Source organism: Psychromonas aquatilis (assembly GCF_038155185.1).
GTDB lineage: Bacteria > Pseudomonadota > Gammaproteobacteria > Enterobacterales > Psychromonadaceae > Psychromonas > Psychromonas aquatilis.
Window position 1 is genome coordinate 37,122 of the sequence record NZ_JBAKAZ010000010.1, and the last position, 21,095, is coordinate 58,216.

Genomic DNA, 21,095 nt, shown 5'->3' on the forward strand with positions numbered 1-21,095 from the left:
GACGTTAGTAAAAAGGAAAAGCAATAAAGTGACAAAACAACAGTTGACTACCTTCTGGTAGGTAGACTATTATTTAGTTGTTCAAAACAAAGTGCATGCTTATTCAATTAGCCTTATTTACACGCATGCTATCAAAAAATATAACTTATGATATGAAGGAATTAACAATGATTGGATATACTACAATTGGTTCAAAAAACTTAGATAACGCCGTTGCTTTTTACGATGCACTACTTGATCTAGTAGGTGGCAAAAGAGTGATGGAAATGGATCGCATTAAATTTTATGGTACAGAAGCCGGCGGTGCTATGTTAGCTGTTTGTACCCCACATGATAATAAAGAACAAAGTGCCGGTAATGGCCAACAAGTTGCTATTCCGGGCGGTTCTATTGAAGGAGCAAAAGCGCTTTACAATAAAGCAATTGAGTTAGGTGCAACTGATGCAGGTGAACCAGGCCAACGTTTTGATTTCTTCTACGGCTCATATGTATATGATCTAGATGGTAATAAATTATGTTTCTTCCACATGACTTAATAATTTAATATAAACACAAAAGAGGTCGATAATGACTAGGCCTCTTTAATTTTCACGCTATTAAGCCCCTTACTTGGTAGGCTTTAATAACAAAATACTTTATTGAAGTAAGCTAAAAACGTTAAACAAATTGCTCATCAAAGTATCGTTTAATCCGTTAAATTATTAACAATGAATATTAGCAATTATTATTATGCTGAATACCCAATAAAAAAATAAAGGAATTAAACATGAAAATTGCTGCTGATTTTGAACAACGTGTTGTTGTAGATAGTAACTCACTTGAATGGGTTCAATCGCCGATCAAAGGAGTGGATAGAAAACCACTTGATAGAGTAGGTAATGAAGTTGCAAGAGCAACAACTATTGTACGTTATGCACCACAAAGTACTTTTTCACCACATGTACATCCGGGTGGCGAAGAATTCATTGTTCTTGAAGGCACTTTTCAAGATGAACATGGTGACTTTCCTGTCGGTTCATACATTAGAAACCCACCGCAATCCAAACACCAACCGGGCTCTGAAAAAGGTTGCGTCATTTTTGTTAAGCTGTGGCAATTCCAACCTGATGATAGAACACATGTTCGTATTCAAACAAACCTTGTAGATAGCATCCCACACAAAGATTACGCCGGGTTATCCGTGACTCCTTTGTATAAAGATGCCTTTGAAGAAGTCAGCTTATTGCATTTTCAAGCACAAGCAGAAATAAGCATCGAAGCGAAGGCAGGTGCTGAATTATTGGTACTAGAAGGTTCACTACAGGAACAAGGTGACACACTCATAAAACACAGTTGGTTACGTACACCTATCAATAGTGAACTAAAAATAAAAGCAGGTAAAAATGGTGCGAAAGTATGGCTAAAAAAAGATCATTTATTAGATGTTGAAAATCAAATAAGTCGGGTAGAAAACGCATAAATAGGCAGTATAAACCACCTAGGAAAGATGCCTAAATCGTTAGGTATTTCAATTATTTATAGTAAAAATTAATGCTTATAAAGAAGATGCTGGCGACTTCTGATCCTTTTCCAATACCATTGGTAGGGTCTTAGTCTCACGTATACTGAGCGCAACAATCACTAATAGCATCGCTGTAACATCGAGTCGTGTCAGAGCTTGACCGAGAAAAAGAGCACTGGAAAGCATCGCTACAACAAGCTCAACCGCCCCCAAAATAACAATCACTTCAGGCTTTGTTCTAAGTGCACCGATAACAAATAAGTATTGCGGCAAAGCAGCAGCAATAAATGCTAAGCCTAATAAAGCCCACCAGCCGTTTATTTGCTCGGGTAAGGTTATTTCAGGTGATGCAAAAACAGCGAGGGGAATGAGAACAATTAAGTGCCCCATGGTACTCCAAGCCATTCGGCTTAACGCCGTTAAGTGTTGCTTTGGTTTAGCCAAATATTGTATTTGCAAAGCAAACACCATAGGTGCTAAAAAACAGCCCACTAATGCCCATGTCGAGGCGACCGATAACTGCGAAGGCTCTATCACTAAAGACGCAGCGATTAATACTAAAAATGCGGATAGCAAAGCATTTATACTTAGCGAACGCTTAAAGATCAACACGCCAATCAACAGAGAGAAAAAAGGGTAAGTATAATAAATTAAGATAGCAGTGGCTGGTGTTAAAGTCTGTAATGCATAAAAATAAGCGAGTACACCCAAAGCATTAGCAAAGCCAAGCATAAGCATTCGTATAACTTCTGGCCATAACAGCATGGAAGTACGTAAATAGAATGACAACAAAACGCCCGGTAAAATAAAGCGACACAATGTAACAACTTCTACTGACATTCCCTGTGCAAAAAGAATTTGTGCAAACAGCGGGTTAAAACCAAAACCCACCGCGGCCAATAGAACTAATACAGAGCCGTTCATTTTTGATGTTATTCCGCCTACCTTATTCATGTTATCCACATATCTCCCTTGTAAGCTCTAATAAAATGAAGTGTTAATATTGACGTTACTCTGTATTTTTGAAAGCTAGACATTAGCCCCTTTTACATTAATATATAAGTGAATTTTATAATTAATACATGCATATAATTCATCTTTTAACATTCTTATCTGGCCTTATATGAAACTCGATATTAGACACTGGCAAATGCTCAAAGCGCTCTCTGAAGTAGGTCATGTGGCACAAGCTGCTGAAATACTGGGTATTAGCCAATCAGCATTAAGTCATCGAATTGCAGAAGCAGAACGCCGTCTCGGTGGAAAACTTTTTGAAAAAGAAGGACGCCGCTTAAAATTAACACCTGCGGGCAAGTTGCTCACACAGGTTACATTGCAGACGTTACCCGCTTTAGCACGAGCAGAAGCCGATTTTGAACAAACGGCAGATCGCGAAAGTCAGGTTGTCCGATTAGGAGTAGCCTCTTATTCTAGCTATTACTGGATCCCTGAGTTTATTAAATATGTGAATCAAAAAGCCAGCCATCTCAAGTTAAGATTAGTCGCCTCAGCAACACAAAATCCGGTTTCCAGCTTACAACATGGCTCTGTCGATATAGTCATTGCACCGGGTTACTTGGCCACACCGGGTATTATTAACACACCGCTTTTTATGGATGAACTGGTCTTAGTTACTCCCTATAACCATTCACTCAGCCATCAAGCATTTATTAACCCTCAAGATCTCAGTGAGATTCAGTATTACACCTATAGTCAAACTGTTTTACCAGGCTTTGAATATGAGCGTTTTATTCGACCATCAGGGGTGATCCCAAAACAAGTAGAAGTTGTTGAAATGACCGATGCCATCATTGAGTTAATCAGCGCAGGTTTGGGTGTGAGTATATTGTCAAAATGGGCGGTGAGTGCTGCCCTTCAATCTCATAGAATCAGCTCGACTCAAGTTGGGCAACAGGGACTGGATCTTGCCTGGTCAGCGCTTACCCGAGAGAGTGAAATCAACAATAGTCCCAGCAAGCAAATCGCTAAATTATTAGCAGCTTGGTATAAACAGCTTAATTAAGTAAAAGAATAGAGGTTACTTTTGGGAAGAGAAATAATCTGACCATAAGCAGGCCAGATTATACCTAACATGTAGTTAATAAAGTCACTTAAGACTTAAGTATGCTTATTTTAAATATTATCGCTCTATCAATAAGCCAACACCTAAAAGCTGACCTTCTTCATATTTTATTACAGACATATATAACACTACACTGATGGAAGTTAACTCTTAATAAGTCCTGATAGCTCATCACAAAATTATTACATATAACATTTTATAAAAATCTTTTAGGTGAGAATGCAGATAAATCTAATGATTGCTCCCCTTTGGCCCAATCTGCAACTATTTTGCCTGTTATTCCAGCCAATGTAACACCAATATGTTGATGTCCAAACGCATACATAATTCTATTATCTTTAGAGGACTCACCAATAACAGGTAAATAATCAGGAAGAGTTGGCCTTAAACCAAGCTTTCTTTCAATAACAGGCGCATCTGTCTCTAATATTCTTCTTGCATGCTTCTCTACGTAATCTAAACGCTTTCTAGTTGCTTTAGGATCAAAATTACTTAATTCAACTGTACCCGCTGCTCTGATAACACCATTCCTTTGAGGTGTCATATAAAAAGCATTCGCTGATGGACAAATAGGTCTTTCTATAGGCATTTTGTCAAATTGAAATTCAACATGATAACCTCGTTCAGCAACCATCGGAATACGATCTCCAAGGGTTTTCGCCAAAGATTCACTCCATACACCAGTAGCCATTACTAAACGTTTTGTTTTCCAAGTACGGCCATCCGAAGATGTTACGTATATAGCATCACCTTTTGGTTTAATATCGATTACTTCAGCTTTTGTTATACGCTTTTCTTCTATCAAAGGAGTGGCTAATTGAACAAAAAATCCATTGGAGTTAGAGATATGGGAGGCAGTTGTAAAGTGTACTCCACCAGCCGTTTTCCCAGTAAGTATTGGCTCTAAAGCCTCCATTTCTTCACGAGACAATTGTTTTTGATTGATCCCCAATTGCTCCCTTAATTTAAAATTACTCTCTCCATTTTTAACATCCTTATTCGATGAATAAGAATATAAGCATCCCTTAGATGTCATCATACTTTTAGCGATTAAATTATCATTGAGCAGTGGAGAATAACCGTCATAAGTTTTAGATAATAAATTAGCCAATGCTTCCGAACTTTTTTCATACTTTTGTTGCGTACACGAACCTAAAAAGCGAAATAACCAAGGTGATAGCCCTAACGAGCTTAACCAGTTAATAACAAAGGGTGAATCCTTAGAATACAATAAACTGGGTAATGTTTTAATGATACTAGGTTGAGGGATAGGAGAGCAGGCGTAGTCTGCAATAGTGGCTGCATTACAATAAGTTGTTTGACTAGCAATATCATTTCTATCTAATGTTTCAACATCAAAACCTTGTTTACGCAACCATAAGGAAGCCCCAATGCCGGTAGCACCAGCACCTATAACGATAACATCTCTAACTTCCATTTCTAAATCTCCAAGTATTATAGGTAAATAATTATTTTGATTGTAAAACCGATACTATAATTTCTAATGCTGTTTTTAATTGTTCTCGATTTACTGCAGCACCTAGATTCACACGAACCCCTTGTCTATAGCCCTCTTTATTTAAATTAAATTCACTACCAGGTAGAAGTGCTACCCCTTGAGATATACAGGCTTTAGTAAATTCAATATCTGTCCATGAATCTGGCAGTAATAACCATGCATGAGGTGAATTACCGGATGTCCATATATCACAATCACCTTTATATTTATTAAGAATTGCATGACGAGCTCTTAATTCTTCTCTTTGAACAACGACCAAGTCACCAGCTCTACCTGATTCAATTAAGATCGTGGTTACTAGGGCAGTAAGAGTGGAGGTACACCAACAATTTATTCGTAAACTTGTTGAGATATCATCGACAAAATTAGGAGGAGAAACAATAAAGCCAGCTCTTAACCCAGGAGCAACACATTTAGATAAAGACGATATATATACAGTTCGCTCTGGTGCTAAATTTATGACTGGCTCAATTTTTATATCTAATAGCGCCTGATAAACACCATCTTCTATAATTAAAAAATCATATTTATCTGCTAAACTAGCAATTTTCTTCCTTGTCGCTAAAGATAAAGTCGCAGTAGTTGGGTTTTGAGATGAACTAGTTATAAATAATGCACTTGGACTTTTTTCTTTAACCGCTTTAGTCAAAGCTGGTATGGATATGCCATCATGATCTGTATTAATCCCAATTAAATCTATATCTAATGCTTTACAAGCTGCAATTAACCCTTGATATGTATAAGAATCCGTATAAATAACATCACCAGGCTTAAACAAAGCACTAAGTGTGACGGTTAATGCATGTTGAGCACCACCGCATAGGACGACTTGATTTATCGAAGCATTAACCCCTAAAGATCTTGCCCACCAAGTCATTGCTTTTCTTGCCCATAATGGCCCTTGAGCAGGTTGATAATCTTTAATGGATGAAAACCTCTTATCACTAGATATATTAGATAAAGTTTCTAGTAATAAGTAATCAAAAGAATCTGTAGAAGGTCTATTAACTGTCAAATCAATAATTGAAGGATCATTCGAGGGAGATGATTTAAATTGAGTTTCGCCTTGATGATGCAAAGCAACTCGAGTACCACGGCCTGCGCTTGTTTCAATTAATTTTTCATCTAATAAAACCCCCATCGACCTTGTAATGGTTGTAATGTTCAAATTTAGGTAATTAGCCAGTTCCCTATTAGTTGGTAACTTTTGCCCATTACTTATCCTACCACTCAGAATCTCTTTAGAGATGTACTCTGCAACCCTTTTGTATATTGGATCTTGAGTGTTCTCGTCTGTATCTAAATGATTTTTAATGGTTCCTAATATTTCGTCATTAGTACTCATACGGCCTATCCCTTCTAATTAATATAATAAATTATATCTACTTTACAAACCAATACAACAAGCATTCAAAAAAATAAGTTGTAATGGTTGTATTGACTAAGATAATTCATTGTGTGATTATTTCTTCCGCATTAGACGGATTACTATGTATTAAATATGAGCATTACATTGCCTGGAGGGCACCACATGAAGTTTTTAAAAAAGAAAATCGCAATATATTCACTATCATTAATTACTTTAGGACTGGGTTCTATTTCAACCAGTTACGCAACAACACTACGTTTAACCCATTTCTTCAAAGCAGACTCACAAGCAGGAAAGGCAGCAAGTGAGTTTGCAGAAAAAGTAGAAGAACAAAGTGATGGTCGTATAAAAATAAAAGTTTATCCATCTAGTCAATTAGGTGACTGGGTAGAAACACATACCCTACTCATGCAAGGGGCTATAGATATAGGCCTTCAGCCACTATCGACTAACTTTGATCCAAGGTTAGCAATCGCTTGGTTCCCTTACATCGCGCCAACCTACGAAGCAGCTGAAAAGGCTTACAATAAAGATGGTTTTGCTTATAAAACAGTACAAAAAATTATTGAGCCACAAAATCTACAATTGCTAGGAGTATTTGCAGATGGAATGGGAGGTGCAGGATTCACTAAAGAGATTAAAAACCCTGAAAACCCAAATGAAAAGCACAATAGTCGAATTCGTGTATGGCCAGGTGGTACAACTCATCAGGTATTAATGCAAAAACTAGGGTATCAAGTTGCAACACTACCATGGGCCGAGTTATACACAGGCATGCAAACTGGTGTAATAGATGGACAAATTGGTGGCTCTCCAGAGTTAGCAAATAGTAACTTTAAAGATATCAATAAATTTTGGATTCAATATAACGACCATTTAGAACTTGCATGGTTTGTTATGAATAGTGCGAAATTACAATCTTTACCAGCTGAAGATCAAGAAATTATTAAAAATGTTGCCAATGCAATATCGACCCACCGCTTCCAAACAGTAAAAGATTCAGATAAAGAACAACTGGATATTATGAGAGAGAATGGGACAACTGTTGTAACGTTCACCGATCAAGAACTGGAAACTCTTGCTGAATTTACACGTACACAAGTATGGCCTCTAATAGGTGAAGAGCTTGGTGATGATGTAATGAAAGATATTAAAATTGGCTTAGGTATTGAAGATTAAGATTATCTGTTAGCTTAAACAAGAGGGCCTTACAAATGGTAATTAGCAAATCAAGCTTGTATAGAATATGGAATTTTAAGATACACATGCAGAGGGTTATGTTAACCATAAGCGGGCTCTCTCTAACAATATTAATTTTTACTCAAGTTGTCTCTAGATATGTATTTAACATGCCAATATTTGGTATTGAAGAATTAGCATCATGTATAGCTGTTTGGATGTACTTTATTGGCTGCTCTGTTGGCGCAGAGCAAAAAGAGCATATATCGGCTTCATTAGCAGAAATGTTTATTAAAACGCCAAAAGGAAAAAGAATTCATAGTATTACAGTCAGTATTTTAAATGCAGTTATCTCAGGTTGGATGACTGTTTGGGCTTGGCAATTAACATCATGGACGTTGAAATTCAATATGACTTCTACTGAATTAAACATAGCAATCGGCTATATACAGTTAGCTATGCCAATAGGTCTAGGGTTGATGACATTTTATTTTTTAACAGACCTAATTCAAAAAACAATAGGTAGAAAACAGGAGTTTGAATGAGTATTTATATTATATTGGATGTAGTTATCTTGTGTCTTTTTTTAATTATTGGTGTTCCCGTCCCTTTATGCTTTGCAGCAGCAGTTTTATTTCTCTATATGACAGGAGACTTCTCAAGTTCAGGTTTTTTAGTAAGCGCTGGTTACAGTCAAATGTCATCGATTATCTTATTGGCAATTCCTTTATATATCATAGCGGGTAATATAATGAGCCAAGGCGGTATTGCAACACGCCTAATAGCCCTTGCAGAAGTTACTGTTGGCCGCTTTACCGGTGGTTTAGGTATAGTTGTTATTTTTTCAACTGCTATATTCGGTGCAATTTCAGGCATGGCCTCATCAGCGGTCGCAGCAATTGGAAGCATAATGATCCCACGCATGGTTGAAAGAGGCTATGACAAAGGTTATGCAGCATCACTTGTATCATGCTCTGCGGTACTAGCTTTATTAATTCCCCCAAGTGCTTCTATGATTTTATATGGTTGGATATCTGGTACATCGATTATTGCATCATTTCTTGCCCCCATTATCCCAGCTATTTTACTTATTTCTTTATTTATCTTTTGGAATTATATTTTAACTAGAAAAATGGACATACAGTCTAATCATTATGAGAACCAGTCTTTATCAGCTTGGGGAAGTGAGGTTAAAGTAAAAACTAAAAAAGCAGCCCTTGGCTTATTTATGCCACTTATAATTCTTGGCTGTATTTACGGAGGAATAACAACTCCAACAGAGGCCGCTGCCATTGCAGTGCTATATGCAATCCCTCTAAGTATCTATATATACAAGGAAATGAATTACAAGCAATTATATAACGTGCTTTGGGAATCAGGAAAAATAACAGGTATTTTACTCGTCCTTGTCTTCTTTGCATCAATGCTATCTCGCATGTTTACCATGGAAAATGTTCCGCAAATTTTATTAGAAAGTTTCACAACCATCAGCGAAAACAAGATAATTATACTTTTATTAGTTAATGTATTTTTATTGATGGTTGGCATGTTCATGGACGATATCAGTGGCATTTTGCTGGCTACTCCGATGTTAATGCCAGTAATGCATGGACTTGACGTAGACTCAATTCAGTTTGCGGCTATTATCGCAACCAATCTAGGGATGGGTTTAATTACCCCACCTACCGCTCCTATTTTATATTTAGGGGGGCATATAGGAAAAACTAATCTAAAATCCATGTTAACTCCTACCTTCTTCTTGTTATTTGGAGCTTATTTGCCAGTCGTACTATTTACAACGTTTGTTCCTGAAGCTTCATTATTTCTACCTGAATTAATATTAGGGAATTAAACATCTATTTATTTTTTCTACTGAATTATTAAGTTTACTCAAATTTATAAAGTGAATACGAAAAGGTACTTATGCCGATGACTATTAGTCAAAGGCATGAACTCTCTACTATGTAATTATTAAAAGGATGAACAAATACATAGGTAAAGATAACTGATAAATGTAAGTAACAATACTTCATTAAAAATATTGCTATTTACTAATGCATATTTGCTGATTTATTACAGCAAATCTATTTATTCGAAAGATATCCGATTATTTAACACGATATCTTTCTACTTTTAATAAAAAATTAATTAAAAATAAGGAAATACTATTTATGAAAAAATTTGGTTTTATCGGCTTGGGAATTATGGGTCACGCAATGGCATCAAACTTAATTAAAGCAGGATTGGATGTCACTGTATGGAACCGTAATCTTGATAAATGTACTGATCTTGTTGCATCAGGAGCTCATCAAGGGAAATCACCAAAACAAGTCGCAGAAACATGTGATATCACTTTTACTATTGTTTCTGACCCTACTGCTGCATTAGCTATTTGTGAAGGACCTGAAGGTATATTGGCAGGTATTGGAGAAGGACGCAGTTATATTGACATGTCTACTGTTGATGATGAAACTTCACAAACTATCTCAGCGGCTATAACCAAGGCAGGTGGACGATTTTTAGAAGCACCCGTTTCTGGTACAAAAAAACCAGCTGAAGACGGTACTTTGATTATTTTAGCTGCTGGAGATAAGTCACTTTATGACGATGCATTACCAGCTTTTGAAATAATGGGTAAAATGTCTCCATACCTAGGTGAGATTGGTCAAGGTGCCAAAATGAAATTAGTCGTCAATATGATGATGGGGGGAATGCTCAGTATTTTCAGTGAAGGGATGTCACTGGGCCTTAAAGCAAACCTAGATGGCCAACAGATACTTGATATCGTTGCTGCTGGTGCCATGACAAACCCTATGTTCAATGTTAAAGGGCCAATGCTATTAAATGAAAATTACACAACGAGTTTCCCACTAAAGCATATGCAAAAAGACATGAGGCTAGCTATCGACTTAGGTGATAAATTAAACTTAACATTGCCGACAGCCACTACCACAAATGAATCTTTTAAACAGGCTCGTAAAGCTGGTTACGCAGATGAAGATATTGCTGCAATTTATAAAACAGTAAAATAAGCCTACAATAATCTTAAGCTACCTATGCATGCTAATAGGTAGCTTTATTATTCCCCAATTTTTTAAAATTAGAATCAACTACCCTATTAAATAATTAAAACTTTATATCACCCGAAAGACATTACCTTTCCCAGTCAAGAATATTCTCCTGTACTTATTAAATACAAAACGAAAGAAGGTTATTTCTCATCCGGGTGTTGTTGAAGATAAGCTTTTTTAGCTAGATGTTGGTTTTGGGTGCTATCTGTCATTTTAACTTTATAGTGCAGTCCCGCTTTCGCTAACATATGTGCAGCCACAGGTGCTGTAATCAATAAAAACATACTGATCAGTACTTCTTTAAAGGTCACATGACCGAGCTGAACCATGAAAAAAATCATTGAAGCAATTAAGATACAAGCAACACCTAGCGTACTTGCCTTAGTTGGCGCATGTAAACGCGTAAAATAGTCTGGGAATTTGGCTAAACCAATCGACCCTATTAGCATAACAAGGCTACCAAGCACGATTAACAGACTTACTACTACTTCTAAAAATACAGTCATCAGTTTTCCTTATTCGATAATGTCGCCGCGTAGTAAGTACTTACAAAACGCAGAAGTACTTACGAAACCAAGCAGTGCAATCAATAGTGCCCCTTCATAATAAATAGGCGATCCTTGGTGGAGTCCTAACAATATGATCAAAGCAATGCTATTAATGTACATAGTATCCACGGCAATGATTCTGTCTGGCGTTGTTGGGCCAATGATTAAACGCCAAGCATTCAACGCTAAGGCAACACAAATTAACGCACAAGCAATCAGTATAGCGTAACTTAACATCCGAAAATCTCCTTTAAAGGCGCTTCATAACGATCTTTAATCAGCTTAATTAATGCAGGCTCATCCTCAAGGTGTAACACATGCACATATAACCATTTTCTATCTTCTGATAACTCAACACTCACTGTACCAGGGGTTAATGACACACTACTGGTAAAAATCGTGAGAGGAACAGGCTCTTTAATATCTAAAGGCACCACAATAAACGCAGGCTTCAAACTACGATTACTTTTTAATACACGTTTTGCTACATCGTAATTCGAAACTGCAATATCAATGAATAAACGAAACATAAATATCACAGCCTTAATAGGCTTTTTAGCGATTACAGCATCTTCACTGAGCGGTGCTACGATCCAAGGAATGACAATCGCAAATATCGCACCTAAGACCATGTGACCACGACTAAAATCATGCAGGACTTGCCACACTAGCCATAATAAAACACTAGTGAAGGGCGTCGGGAACCAAACAAACTTACGAACTTTATCCATTATTTCGCGACCTCGTTAAGTTGTTGCAAACTCAAACCTGATTTAAGTTGCTCTGCGGCCAATTGCGTATAATCGTTCACTGTCCCTCCAAAAATAACCAATAGAGGAAGGATTGCGACCAATAAACCAATTGCTAAATACTGACTAGGATGGCCTTTTAATGCGCCCTTGTTTTCACCGCTAGTACGCCAAAATAGTGAGGTACCCGCTCGTGATAAGGCGATCAAGGCGATTAAGCCCCCTCCTAGCACAATTGGGAAAACCCAGATTGCTTGACTAGCTTCAGTAACTGACTGCAAAATTAATGCTTTGCCTACAAAACCAGATAATGGCGGCATACCAATTAAAGCAATTGCCAATAACACAAAGATAAAGCCTAAAATGCCAGCTTGAGGCATCGCTCTAGCAGCAACAAAACGGTCTTCAGCTTGGCCACGCTGCTGCTGAATTAACCCTGTTAATAAGAACATAGCCGCACAAGCGATAGTACTATGAATTAAATAATAAATACCTGCTGAAGTTGCCTGTACCGTATTCACACTGATAGCGACCAATAACGTACCAACAGATACAATCACCAAATTACTACACAGTACGCGTAAATTTTGGCTGGCTAAGATGGCAATCGCACCCACAACAATCGTTAATAAAGCAATTGGCCACAACCATGGTAAAGCAATATTGGCGAGTCCTCCGGCTTGATCACCAAACATCACTCCATGTACTCGCCAAATACTATAAATACCCACTTTAGTCATAATCGCAAACAGTGCAGCAACGGGAGTACTGGTTGTTGAGTAAGCTTTAGGTAACCAAAAATGTAAAGGCAGCATCCCGGCTTTTAAACCAAAAACAGCCAATAATAATAAGGCACCTGCTTTGGCTATCAATAACTCATTGCTTGATAACAATGGAATTCTATCAGCCATATCGGCAAAGTTGAGAGTCCCCAACGTACCGTACAACGTCCCTAGTGCAAACAAAAATAGTGATGAACCAATTAAGTTAAGGAACACATAATGAATGTTCGCCTGTGTTCGTTGTTTACCACCACCATGAATCATTAACGCATAAGAAGCGATCAACAATACTTCAAAGAATACAAATAAGTTAAAGGCATCACCGGTCAAAAATGCACCATTAATACCCATCAACTGGAACATGATAAGCGGATGAAAGAAGGCGCCTGTTTTATCTTCTCCAGCCGTTGCATATAGGGTTATTGCTAAGCCTAAAACCGCGCTTAAACAAACCATTAACACCGAAAACATATCCGCTACTAAGACAATACCAAAAGGCGCTGACCAATCACCCAGTGCGTACACTTGAATGCCCTGTCCCTCGACTTTAAATAACAGCACAAAGGCAACAACAACAAGAGCAACATGAGCTGTAATGCTGATCACGCGTTGTTTGCTAAGGCAGTTGCTTAAATGTGGAAATAGTAAAACAACGGCCACAAAAAAAGGGATTAATATAGGAAAAATAACTAAGTGTTCAAACAAACTCATTAAGATTTTTCCTCAGATAAAGGATCGAAAGCTTCAGTACCATCAACATGGTCACTGCCCAAGTCCGCACGGCCTCGCATCGCTAAAATAACCGCAAAAGCAGTCATCGCAAAACCAATTACAATCGCTGTTAACACTAACGCTTGTGGTAGTGGGTCAGCGTAATTCTCACTGCTATTAAGCACAGCAGGAGCCCCTATAGTTAAGCCTCCGCTGGCAAATAAAAACAAGTTCACAGCGTAAGACAATAAAGTAAGGCCAATAACTAACGTAAAAGTATGCCCACGTAGCATTAAAAATATGCCGCAGGCACTCATGAAGCCGACACAAATTGCGTAGACTAATTCCATTATCTTTCTCCTACTGTAAGTCGTTCTGTCGTGGTCAACTTCCCTAAGCTCGCTAATATAAGCAAGGTCGCACCGATCACGGTGAAGTAAACCCCAATATCAAATAACAAGGCACTAGCAAGTTCAAACTTGCCTATCCAAGGTAGTGATACATATTCAAACCAAGAAGTTAAAAATGGTCGACCAAATAACCAGCTACCTAAGCCTGTTAAGCCCGCTGTAATTAATCCAATCGCGATCATATAGTGATAATTGATACTTACCCTTTTCACCATCCAACCAACACCGTTTGCGAGGTATTGTTGAATTAACGCAATAGAAGTAATCAAACCAGCAATGAAACCGCCGCCTGGCAAGTTATGGCCGCGCATAAAGATATACACAGAAATAAGCAAGAACAGAGGCAATAAGCTTTGTGAAACAACCGATAACAACACAGGGTATTTTTCTTTAGCCCAACGTCGCCCATCATCGTCCTTGTTATGCGTTGATAAACGCATACGTGCGATTAACTTATGGATACCTAATGCCGCAATCCCAAGCACCGTAATCTCACCAAAGGTATCAAAACCACGGAAATCAACCAGAATAACGTTTACTACATTAGTACCGCCGCCACCTGTTTTCGAGTTCGCTAAGAAGAAGGCAGAAATACTATCTAAAGGATGTGTCATTAAAGCAAAACTGATGCTACCGATGATACAACCAATTAATGATGCCACTGCCAAGTCACGAACGAAGCGACTCGGACGACTTTTACTGGTTGGCGTATGCTGAGGGAAGAAGTACAGCGCCAGCAATAATAAAATAACCGTTACAATCTCTACCGAGAGCTGAGTTAATGCCAAGTCAGGCGCAGAAAAGTAAGCGAAAGTAATTGAGACAACTAATCCCACTAATGACAACATCAATAAAGCAATCAGACGGTAGTGACTCCAAATGATAGTCGCCAGTGACCCTGCAATAATTAACACTGCGGCAATAATCACAGCACCATTGAGGGGTGTGCCAGGTAAACTTCCTCGCGTTGTCTCTAGCTCAAATAAAGGCGGTGCGATAAGCAATAAAGCGAAGAAACAAAGACAAAAAGCGTAACGCTGTAAAGAGCCATTCTCTAATCCGTTAGTGACTTTTTGAGCCCATCTTACACAGGCTTGAATACAGCCTTCAAAGATGAATTTAGCATCAATATCCGGGAACATTCCTGCAAATTTAAATAAATGCTTACGGTTTAAGTAAATACCCACTCCGCCCAGCGTCGCCATTCCACTCATAAGTAGCGGCAGATTAAATCCATGCCAAATGGAAATACTATATTCAGGTAGTGGATGATTAAACACAGCTAATGACGCATTTTCTAGCAATGGCCCAATAGTATAATTAGGGAAAATACCCACCAGCAAACAGATCGCCACTAAAATTTCTACTGGTACACGCATATAACGTGGAGGTTCATGTGGTGTTTTAGGAAGCCCTTTTGGCTCACCATTAAAGAACACATCATGAATAAAGCGTAATGAATAAGCCACAGAAAAGGCAGCAGCAATGGTTGCTAAAACAGGGACTAACCACGACATAGAGCCTAAAATGCTTTGCGCTAGCGTTTCAGTAAAGAACATTTCTTTAGATAAGAAACCATTCAGTAGAGGTACACCTGCCATCGCAGCAGAAGCCACCATCGCCAACGTTGCAGTGACCGGCATGTATTTCCACAAACCATTAATCTTACGCATATCTCGCGAACCAGATTCATGGTCAATAATACCTGCTGCCATAAATAATGAAGCTTTAAAAACAGCGTGGTTCATGATGTGGAATATCGCTGCAATCGCCGCTAATTCAGTATTTAAGCCAAGTAACAAGACAATTAAACCAAGGTGGCTAATCGTCGAATAAGCTAATAACCCTTTCAAATCATGTTTAAATAATGCGGTGTAAGCCCCCAATAACATCGTAAATAAACCCGTTAAAGAGACCACAACAAACCACGTTTCTGTGCCTGCAAGTACTGGATAAAAACGTGCTAATAAAAAGATACCCGCTTTAACCATAGTAGCCGAGTGTAAGTAAGCACTTACAGGCGTAGGAGCTGCCATTGCATGCGGTAACCAAAAGTGAAACGGAAATTGAGCTGACTTAGTGAATGCACCAATTAAAAATAGGCCTAAGATAGCCAAATAATAAGGGCTTTGTCTTACTAATTCACCACTGTTCAGGACCACATCTAACTCATAACTTCCAACCACTTGAGCTAATAGAATAATCCCGGCTAATAATGCTAAACCACCAGCACCAGTGATAGTAAGGGCCATTCTAGCGCCTTTACGTGCATCACTATTGTATGACCAGAAACCAATCAATAAGAAGGAACTAATACTCGTCAACTCCCAATAGAACCAGAGTTGCAGCATATTGTTTGACATCACAATACCGAGCATTGCTGTCATAAACATAATCAAATAACAGTAAAAACGCCCCATATTATCTTTGGCAGATAAATAATAGCGTGCGTACAGAATAACCAGTAAACCAATCCCTAAGATCAATATACTGAATAATGCAGCTAAACCATCAAGTCGAAATGATAACGATAAACCTAATTGCGGGATCCACTCAAAACTTTTATGAAAAGATTCTCCAGCCAAAATGGCCGGTAAATCCAGAAAAATCAAGCAAAGGGCTACAGCCGGTAACAACGCGGTTGTCAGTGCACATGCACTGCGATTAAGTTTATTAGTTAGTAAGGGAATGATAATCCCTAACATGGGTAAAAATGGCACCCAGAAATAATCCATTTAAGCGAAGCTCCGTTAGCTAAGTGATTAATATTTTAGAACTACGATAGTGATTAATTTAGAAAAAATCAATGCCTTATTATGTCCGAGATCAATAAACAGCTGATTACAAATAATTTCTGTTTTCATAATTAACTTGTAGGCTGTAAAACTTATTGACGCTGTTTGCTGTAAGGAGTGATGGATACTGACTTCATCTAAATAAAATCTATCTATTATCAAGGCTGTTAAGATAAAACAGCTTGGTTGGAACGGCTAGATAAATTAACCTTTATTAATTGTACCCTGTTACTCTCTATAACTATAGGCTTGTCAGACTGGAAGGTGATGTTACTTAGATAATTAATATTGGTGATAGTAAAGAGGACTAACAGCATTAGCCCTCATTTCATGATGTTTAGGTTAAAAAAGCTTAAGTTACACAACGCCCTGTTCAATCATTGCATCAGCAACGCGTCTAAACCCAGCAATATTAGCACCTAATAATAGATTATCAGGCTCCCCAAATTCATCCGCAGTTTCACTTGCAGTAATGAAGATAGATTCCATAATTTTCTTCAATCTTTCATCTACCTCTTCAAATGTCCAAGTTTGCATACTTGCATTTTGAGCCATCTCTAACTGACTCGTTGCAACGCCTCCTGCATTAGCAGCTTTACCCGGGCCATAAGCAATTTTTGCATCAATAAAACAATCAATCGCTTCTTTAGTAGAAGGCATATTCGCCCCTTCTGCCACTAACTTACAACCGTTACTTAATAAGCTTTGTGCGTCCGCTTCTGTTAATTCATTTTGAGTAGCACATGGGAAAGCCGCATCTGCAGGTAACCGCCATACTGCATGGCCATCTTCTGGATAATCACTCACAGGAATATATTTAGCATCAGCGTGCGTTTCTAAGTAAACACTTAAGGATTCTCTAGACTGCTCTTTTAAACGCTTAACAAGCTCAAGATCAATACCCGTTTCGTGATATATCGAACCACGAGAATCACTACAAGTCACAGGAGTTGCACCTAATTGATATAATTTCTCCATGGCATAAATAGCCACATTACCAGCACCAGAGATTAAACAACGCTTACCTTCTAATGTTTCACCCTTAGCCTTAAGCATATAATTAGCAAAATAAACTGCTCCGTAACCCGTTGCTTCTTTACGAACTAACGAGCCGCCCCAAGATAAGCTTTTGCCTGTTAAAACACCTTCATAGCGTCCCGTTAAACGCTTATATTGACCAAATAAGTATCCGATCTCTCTAGCGCCAACACCAATATCCCCAGCAGGCACATCAGTTGTTGGTCCAATATGACGATAAAGCTCTGTCATAAATGATTGGCAAAAACGCATAATTTCAGCATCTGAACGACCTTTAGGGTTGAAGTTTGAACCACCTTTACCGCCACCAATTGGTAACCCCGTTAAAGCATTTTTAAAAATTTGTTCAAAACCTAAAAATTTAATAACACTTGCATTTACACTATGGTGAAAGCGTAAACCGCCTTTATAAGGCCCTAATGCAGAATTAAACTCAATTCTATATCCTTTATTAACTTGGATGGCACCTTGGTCGTCAAGCCAAGGAACTCTGAAAAATATCTGACGCTCAGGCTCCACTAAACGCTCAATAATAGCTTGCTTCTGATATTTTGGGGAATGCTCGAGGATAGGCTCAAGTGATTCAAGTACTTCTTCAACTGCTTGATAAAATTCGAATTGTGCTGGGCTAGATTCTTTCAGTTGTGCGATAGTTGTCGCTAAATATTGCATATTTTTATTCCGTAGTAATAGCTAAATTGGTGATTCAAATGTTATAGAAAACATAATCGATTTTGTGTTTTTTTAATTACCCTCTACATAATTAAGCCCAAGACTGTATCAAGATATCCATTCCTTGAAAAACCAGAATTAAGTGCCCCTTTGAGTTACTGATATTGATTATCTTGTCAACATTTCGAATCAGATATTCAGGCTAATAAAATGTTGAAGGATCAGGTTTTAATGCTGTACCGCAGCATAAAATTCAACTTAGTTAAAATTCAACTTAGTCCTCATTAACTGCTAGGTTAGAAGTGACTACATTTAAATAAAGTGGGGTCCCTTTAACTCTCTTTTTTACATAAACACCACTGGCGAAGCGGCATTTTTTAAAATAGAAACAACACTCCATGCCGCAATCGCATAATCACCAGATTTAATAGTTAAATCTAAAGCAACTTGATCGCCATTTACTTCAATCCTGTAATCATCGCCAGTAAAGTTAGGTACCGCATCAATATTAAATTTTGTTGCTTCAGGGCCAGCACTTGCTAACGCTGTAGCGTAAACTACATTAAAAACATAAGGGAAGGTATCAATAATCCCCTTCGCTGTCCCCGTAAAAACGCGCTCTGGTTTAGAGATATTCATTAAACCTTGTTTATAAAAAGGCGTTCGGGCAATAAACCCCGTTGATTTTTTAGATGTGATGGTAACATCAATTGGTGTAGAGCTCATCAGTGACGCAGTTTGCAGAAGGTTAAATCCACCTGTTGCTCCGCCCGCAATGTATATTTTGGTATTATTTTCTGATGCGGTTTTTATTGCTCTTTCATATAAAGCGACATCTGCAAAAGCAGCCGTAGATAAAACAATAATATGTGCACCGCCTGCTAATATTGTTTCTGCGTAATCAATCACTGATTCCGCTGATGCAGCTTCAGCAACAAACTCAGGTGTTAATGCCAAAACAGCATCAATATCAAGGCATGGTTTACAGTTAAAATAATCAGCAAATATTTTGGTTCTAACAGGATCTCTACCTAGAACAGCAACCAATTCATATTCAGGAAGGCGTCCATCATGTATGGCTTGAGCAATTGTTTGGCTTAAATATCCACAACCAATTAACGCTAACTTTTTTTTCATCTTAATATTCCGATCTTTTAGAGTTCTACTCACAATAATGCGTTGTAAAATACTTGCTAACTACACGCTCAATCTCAATACGATAACGCCTATAAATGCGGCCGACAGCCCCAACACTTCCTGTGTAGTAAAGGAATCCTTCAACACAACACGAGAATAAAGCAAAATAATTAAAATGTTCATGCCAGAAATAGCAGACACTAAGCCTGTGTTACCAATCGCAAACGCAGATATGATTGCGATCATGCCAAAGAAGTTAGTTAATCCAATCAACAAACCACAACCAAACGTCCTACCACCAGACCAGCTAGGTCGAGGATCATTTTCATCAATAACCAGTTTGTTGCGATTAACAAGCCAGCTAATAGCAAACAGTAAGCTCCCAAAACCAAACATCGAGGTTAAGGTCGCAAACAAATCTGCATTAAGGAGCGTCGACTGCTTACCCAATAAGTCATTAAAAGAAAAAAACAAGGCTGCTAATAAGCCCCACTGCGCACCCTGTAAGTTACTGAATGAGATGTCATTGGAGTAGCGGATAATATAAAGGCCGCCAAAAATAATAAAAAAACCAACCAGTTGCATTGTTGTTAGCGCTTCTTGCCATAGCAAATACGCAAACATCAATACAAATAAAGGGGTTAGCCCTGACAAAATACTAATAAGGGATGCTTTTCCCACTGAAAAGCCTTTATGTAAAAAGCCATTAGCAGCAAAAGATCCAAAACCAAGCGCTAAACCAACGCACAGATCTTGCCATCCATACCATTTTTGATTAAGTATGGTCATAGTGGAAAGGCTAATAACAAACCCAATAAAAAACACACCAAATAACAGTAAATTACGGTCCATCGCTCGTTGCGAAGTCCATTGATACAGTATGCCGCGAGCACCAAAAGAAAGGGTTGCCAGTAGCGCAAAAATTATCCACATAAAATACGTTTCCTTTACAGAATGTGTAACGTAAAAATCGTCTCTTTTAATCAATCATATTGATTTTTAAGCTAATGAAAATGATATTAAACTAACCTTTCAAAAAACCACATTTTCTAGCGTCATTTCGAGTTTCTAAAAAATGGATAGTGTATTGATTTCAAAATTGAAATAAAGATCCAAAAATAAGAACTTAAATTCCATATATGGTAAATAAAAGAAAGCTAGCAATATTGGAAGTAGAATAACGTGAGATTATCTGCCTATAGAAGCCTAAGAAATCCCTCTAAGCCCCACAAGATCTTAAGATCCTTATCTTGTAAAATTTATACTCATCAAGTAAAGCTTACACGGCTGATGCTGATTATATTAAATTTAATATTACAATCGACTAGTTTAAAACAAGAAAAAATAAACCTATATAACTGATAAATAATAGTTTTTATTCTTATCGATTAATGCTCCCTCTTCTTCTCCTATCTTGGCACAGTGATTGCAATTACCTCTGTAGTTAATGTAAAAATTTATTGGTTGGTATTTAAAATCATAGATAACAAAGTAAGAAGGCAACGTATAGCTTGCCCTTTTATTTACCTAG

At 37.9% G+C, this 21,095-nt stretch carries 19 protein-coding genes; 7 read left to right on the top strand and 12 right to left on the bottom strand.

Features of this window, described 5'->3' with window-relative positions:
• Positions 1-167: 167 nt before the first annotated feature.
• Both V6256_RS04335 and V6256_RS04340 read left to right on the top strand, forming a co-directional pair.
• Positions 168-536, top strand: a complete 369-nt coding sequence (locus tag V6256_RS04335; RefSeq protein ID WP_341596840.1) for a VOC family protein — start codon at positions 168-170, stop codon at positions 534-536.
• A gap of 230 nt (positions 537-766) precedes the next feature.
• Complete coding sequence (locus tag V6256_RS04340; RefSeq protein ID WP_341596841.1) at positions 767-1,459, top strand: cupin domain-containing protein; 693 nt, start codon at positions 767-769, stop codon at positions 1,457-1,459.
• Between the two features lie 75 nt (positions 1,460-1,534).
• Here the strand turns inward: V6256_RS04340 and V6256_RS04345 are convergent, their stop codons facing one another.
• A complete protein-coding gene (locus V6256_RS04345) occupies positions 1,535-2,455 on the bottom strand; it encodes a DMT family transporter (protein WP_341596890.1) in 921 nt (306 codons plus the stop codon).
• Between the two features lie 169 nt (positions 2,456-2,624).
• On the opposite strand from V6256_RS04345, the gene V6256_RS04350 reads away from it, so the two are divergent.
• On the top strand, positions 2,625-3,524 hold the full coding sequence (locus V6256_RS04350) for a LysR family transcriptional regulator (RefSeq protein WP_341596843.1): 900 nt from the start codon (positions 2,625-2,627) through the stop codon (positions 3,522-3,524).
• A 256-nt stretch (positions 3,525-3,780) separates the two neighbouring features.
• Here the strand turns inward: V6256_RS04350 and V6256_RS04355 are convergent, their stop codons facing one another.
• Together V6256_RS04355 and V6256_RS04360 are read right to left on the bottom strand one after the other, a co-directional pair.
• On the bottom strand, positions 3,781-5,022 hold the full coding sequence (locus V6256_RS04355) for an NAD(P)/FAD-dependent oxidoreductase (RefSeq protein WP_341596844.1): 1,242 nt from the start codon (positions 5,020-5,022) through the stop codon (positions 3,781-3,783).
• Positions 5,023-5,053: 31 nt separating this feature from the next.
• On the bottom strand, positions 5,054-6,448 hold the full coding sequence (locus tag V6256_RS04360; RefSeq protein ID WP_341596845.1) for an aminotransferase-like domain-containing protein: 1,395 nt from the start codon (positions 6,446-6,448) through the stop codon (positions 5,054-5,056).
• A gap of 186 nt (positions 6,449-6,634) precedes the next feature.
• Here V6256_RS04360 and dctP point away from each other — a divergent pair, with 186 nt between their 5' ends.
• The 4 genes from dctP (at position 6,635) to V6256_RS04380 (ending at position 10,683) form a co-directional block, all read left to right on the top strand.
• Complete coding sequence (gene dctP, locus V6256_RS04365; RefSeq protein ID WP_341596847.1) at positions 6,635-7,651, top strand: TRAP transporter substrate-binding protein DctP; 1,017 nt, start codon at positions 6,635-6,637, stop codon at positions 7,649-7,651.
• Positions 7,652-7,749: 98 nt separating this feature from the next.
• Positions 7,750-8,196 carry a TRAP transporter small permease gene (locus V6256_RS04370; protein WP_341596848.1) on the top strand — a complete coding sequence of 149 codons (447 nt, stop codon included), beginning with the start codon at positions 7,750-7,752 and terminating at the stop codon, positions 8,194-8,196.
• Entirely contained in the window at positions 8,193-9,503 is a 1,311-nt protein-coding gene (locus tag V6256_RS04375; RefSeq protein ID WP_341596849.1) for a TRAP transporter large permease, read from the top strand. Before V6256_RS04370 ends, V6256_RS04375 begins: the two co-directional genes overlap by 4 nt.
• Before the next feature lie 319 nt (positions 9,504-9,822).
• Positions 9,823-10,683 carry an NAD(P)-dependent oxidoreductase gene (locus V6256_RS04380; RefSeq protein ID WP_341596850.1) on the top strand — a complete coding sequence of 287 codons (861 nt, stop codon included), beginning with the start codon at positions 9,823-9,825 and terminating at the stop codon, positions 10,681-10,683.
• A gap of 179 nt (positions 10,684-10,862) precedes the next feature.
• On the opposite strand, the gene V6256_RS04385 is transcribed toward V6256_RS04380, so the two are convergent.
• The 9 genes from V6256_RS04385 to V6256_RS04425 form a co-directional block, all read right to left on the bottom strand.
• Entirely contained in the window at positions 10,863-11,228 is a 366-nt protein-coding gene (locus V6256_RS04385; protein ID WP_341596852.1) for a Na+/H+ antiporter subunit G, read from the bottom strand.
• Positions 11,229-11,237: 9 nt separating this feature from the next.
• The gene (locus V6256_RS04390; RefSeq protein WP_341596853.1) at positions 11,238-11,507 is read right to left on the bottom strand and encodes a K+/H+ antiporter subunit F; all 270 of its coding nucleotides are present in this window, start codon (positions 11,505-11,507) and stop codon (positions 11,238-11,240) included.
• On the bottom strand, positions 11,501-12,001 hold the full coding sequence (locus V6256_RS04395) for a Na+/H+ antiporter subunit E (protein WP_341596854.1): 501 nt from the start codon (positions 11,999-12,001) through the stop codon (positions 11,501-11,503). Before V6256_RS04395 ends, V6256_RS04390 begins: the two co-directional genes overlap by 7 nt.
• The gene (locus tag V6256_RS04400) at positions 12,001-13,512 is read right to left on the bottom strand and encodes a monovalent cation/H+ antiporter subunit D (protein WP_341596855.1); all 1,512 of its coding nucleotides are present in this window, start codon (positions 13,510-13,512) and stop codon (positions 12,001-12,003) included. Before V6256_RS04400 ends, V6256_RS04395 begins: the two co-directional genes overlap by 1 nt.
• Positions 13,512-13,862 (bottom strand): Na+/H+ antiporter subunit C, encoded by a 351-nt coding sequence (locus V6256_RS04405; protein WP_341596856.1) that lies wholly within the window; start codon positions 13,860-13,862, stop codon positions 13,512-13,514. Before V6256_RS04405 ends, V6256_RS04400 begins: the two co-directional genes overlap by 1 nt.
• Positions 13,862-16,657: a monovalent cation/H+ antiporter subunit A gene (locus V6256_RS04410; RefSeq protein ID WP_341596858.1), complete on the bottom strand. Its 2,796-nt coding sequence runs from the start codon at positions 16,655-16,657 to the stop codon at positions 13,862-13,864. The genes V6256_RS04405 and V6256_RS04410 overlap by 1 nt, the downstream gene beginning before the upstream one ends.
• A gap of 417 nt (positions 16,658-17,074) precedes the next feature.
• Positions 17,075-18,427 carry an NADP-specific glutamate dehydrogenase gene (gdhA, locus tag V6256_RS04415; RefSeq protein WP_341596859.1) on the bottom strand — a complete coding sequence of 451 codons (1,353 nt, stop codon included), beginning with the start codon at positions 18,425-18,427 and terminating at the stop codon, positions 17,075-17,077.
• A 345-nt stretch (positions 18,428-18,772) separates the two neighbouring features.
• Positions 18,773-19,564, bottom strand: coding sequence for an aspartate dehydrogenase domain-containing protein (locus tag V6256_RS04420; protein WP_341596861.1), 792 nt, complete (start codon positions 19,562-19,564; stop codon positions 18,773-18,775).
• Positions 19,565-19,624: 60 nt separating this feature from the next.
• On the bottom strand, positions 19,625-20,497 hold the full coding sequence (locus V6256_RS04425) for a DMT family transporter (protein ID WP_341596863.1): 873 nt from the start codon (positions 20,495-20,497) through the stop codon (positions 19,625-19,627).
• Positions 20,498-21,095: the final 598 nt, after the last annotated feature.